This is a genomic window from Nocardioides rubriscoriae (genome assembly GCF_008087085.1).
Taxonomy (GTDB): domain Bacteria; phylum Actinomycetota; class Actinomycetes; order Propionibacteriales; family Nocardioidaceae; genus Nocardioides; species Nocardioides rubriscoriae.
Map to the genome: position 1 here is coordinate 1 of NZ_VIYJ01000025.1, position 2,810 is coordinate 2,810.

Annotated in this window: 2 protein-coding genes, 1 pseudogene and 1 other annotated feature; of the genes and pseudogenes, 1 reads left to right on the forward strand and 2 read right to left on the reverse strand. The window is 65.4% G+C overall.

What is annotated here, in order from left to right; all coding sequences use genetic code 11:
* Nucleotides 1–242: 242 nt before the first annotated feature.
* Both FZC61_RS22785 and FZC61_RS22790 read right to left on the reverse strand, forming a co-directional pair.
* Nucleotides 243–1,046, reverse strand: a complete 804-nt coding sequence (locus tag FZC61_RS22785; RefSeq protein ID WP_148616558.1) for an IS3 family transposase — start codon at nt 1,044–1,046, stop codon at nt 243–245.
* On the reverse strand, nt 1,046–1,351 hold the full coding sequence (locus FZC61_RS22790; protein ID WP_148616559.1) for a transposase: 306 nt from the start codon (nt 1,349–1,351) through the stop codon (nt 1,046–1,048). The genes FZC61_RS22785 and FZC61_RS22790 overlap by 1 nt, the downstream gene beginning before the upstream one ends.
* Before the next feature lie 95 nt (nt 1,352–1,446).
* Between FZC61_RS22790 and FZC61_RS22795 the strand changes: the two are divergent.
* Nucleotides 1,447–2,734, forward strand: a pseudogene (locus tag FZC61_RS22795) (IS3 family transposase).
* Nucleotides 1,746–1,862: a sequence feature (AL1L pseudoknot), on the forward strand. Its footprint overlaps the pseudogene before it by 117 nt.
* Nucleotides 2,735–2,810 lie beyond the last annotated feature (76 nt).

Consider the following 2,810-nt stretch of genomic DNA (forward strand, 5'->3'; position numbering starts at 1 on the left):
CAACGGACGGCTCGAACACCTCCGTGGCTCAGCCCTCGGATTCCGCAACCTCACCAACTACATCGCCAGATCGCTCCTGGAATCCGGGGGCTTCGGACCCCAACTACACCCCGGATTGTGAAGAGCCGGGTTCTGTAGAGGCTCTGGTCTGCCCCGGGTTCCACGCGGTCAAGATTGCTTGGATCTCATGCCACGGTGATGATGCGGTTGCGCTCGAGCTCTATCGGCGAGAGCCACCCGAGTTAGCTGTGACGGCGCTTGCTGTTATGCCAAATCTCGACATACTCGGAGATCGCGTTGACCAGCTCGAGGCGGGTGCCCCACTTCTTGCGGTCCAGGAGCTCGACCTGCATGCGCGACCAGAACGACTCGATCATCGAGTTGTCGTAGCAGTCGCCGATGCTGCCCATCGAGGCGAGCAGACCGGAGTCCTTGGCGCGCTTGGTGAACGCCCACGACCCGAACTGGACGCCCTGGTCGGAGTGAATGATCGTGCCCGGCCCCACGCCCACAGTGTGCTTGTCGAGCCGGCTGTCGATGGCCATACCGAGCGCGTTGGTCACCAGCGCACCGGTGGGCGATGAGTCGATCGACCAGCCCACGACCCGGCGTGAGTAGGTGTCGAGGATGACGCAGCAGTAGACCTTGCCCTCTCGGGTCGGGTGCTCGGTGATGTCGGTGACCCACAGCTGATTCGGGCCGGCGCGGTTGAAGTTCCGTTCGACCCGATCAGTCGCGATGTCATCGGGCTTGATCCGCTTCCACCGTCGCCTGCCCGTGACGCCCTGCAGGCCAGCACGGCGCATCAGCAGCTCGACTTGGTTGTGACCGACGACGACGCCGCGACCGAGCGTTAGCTCGGCGTGGACGCGCCGGCTGCCGTAGATGCCATGGGCGTCGGTATGGATCTGGACGATGAGGTCGCTCAGCATCGTGTGCCGGATCGACCGCTCGGACGGGGGCCGCTTGCGGTGCTCGTAGAACCCGGACTCCGATACCCCGACCACGCGGCAGGCCGCCTGAACCGGGAGGTTCTCTGCGGCCATCACCTCGACGGCCGCGTACCGCCTTTTGGGCTGGCGTCCCCTTGGAGCAGCTCGACGGCACGTCGGCTGACCGCGAGCTCAGTCTCGAGTTCGCGGATCCGCCTCTTCGCGGCCGCGAGCTCACTAGCCTCTGCAGTGCTCAGCCCCGTCTGGAGGCCGCGGTCGATGCGGTCTTGGCGTCGCCAGTTGTAGATCGTCTGGTCGCTGAGGTCGAGGTCGTGCGCGACGCTTGCAACGCTGCGTCCTGCGGCAAGCAGGTCGAGGACTTTGCGTCTGAACTCGGCTGAGTAGCCCTGTCGTCCCATCTATTCCTCCTGATGTCAGGCACCAGAATCCAGAAACTCAGAGGCCGTGGAACCCAGGACACACCACTCCATCGTTTGGAAACGAGGATGGAGCCATGCCGAAGGACGTGACACCAGGCAAGCCGACCACGCGTCGGTACAGCGCTGAGGAGAAGGCGGCTGCGGTGGGGATGGTGCGCACGCTGCGAGCCGAGTTGGGAACCGATGCCGGCACGATCCAGCGGGTCGCTGAGCAGCTCGGGTACGGCACCGAGTCGGTGCGGTTGTGGGTCAAGCAGGCCGACATCGACGACGGCGCTGCGCCGGGTGTCTCGACCGAGGAAGCAGCGCGGGTCAAGGCGCTCGAGCAGGAGGTCCGTGAGCTGCGGCGGGCCAACGAGATCTTGGAGCGGGCAGCGACTTTCTTCGGGGTGGAGCTCGACCGCCAACACAAGTGAGGGTCGCGTTCATCGACGCCAACCGTGAGGAGTTCGGAGTCGAGCCGATCTGCAGGGTCCTGCAGATCGCTCCGAGCCTGTACTACGCCGTCAAGTCCCGACCGGCCTCGGCGCGCTCGCAGCGCGACGCCACCGTTGGCCCAGCGCTGGTGACGTTGTGGAGGACAACTACGAGGTATACGGCGCCAGGAAGCTGTGGAAGGCCGCCAGGCGTGCTGGCCATGACGTCGGTCGTGACCAGGTCGCCCGGTTGATGCGGTCCGCGGGCATCGAGGGCGTGACCCGGACCAAGAGCGTGCGGACGATCAAGCGCGATCCGGGCGCCCCACGCCACCCGGACCTGGTCGACCGGGACTTCACCGCCACCGGCCCCAACCAGCTGTGGGTCACCGACCTGACCTACGTACCGACCTGGTCTCAGATGGCCTACGTCTGCTTCATCACCGACGTCTACTCCCGCAAGATCGTCGGGTGGCGGGCCGCACCCCACATGCGGACCACGATGGTCCTCGACGCCCTCGAGATGGTCAGGTGGTCACGCGGAACAAGCCTCGAGGGGCTTCGGTGTCACTCCGATGCCGGGTCGCAAGCCGGATTCATCTCAATCCGCTATGGCGAACGACTCGCTGAGATCGGGGCAGTGCCCTCGATCGGGACCGTCGGTGACTCCTACGACAATGCCCTGGCCGAGACCGTGAACGGCTACTACAAGGCCGAGCTCATCCGCGGCCCAGCACGAGACGGCAAGCCCTGGAAGACCGTCGAGGACATCGAACTCGCGACCTTGTCGTGGGTCCACTGGCACAACACCCAGCGGCTCCACGGCTACCTAGGCGACGTCCTACCCGACGAGTACGAGGACACCTTTTACGCTCGTGCCAGGGCCGACCAACCCGGCTCTGCCTACCTGAGGTGGGGGTGTGAGCGACACGCGTTGACCGGATGACCCGTAGATGGGTCGAGGCCTTCCAAGATCGGCAGTGGCTAAGCCGCTCAACCCCGAAGGCCTCGAGGTCCGAGCC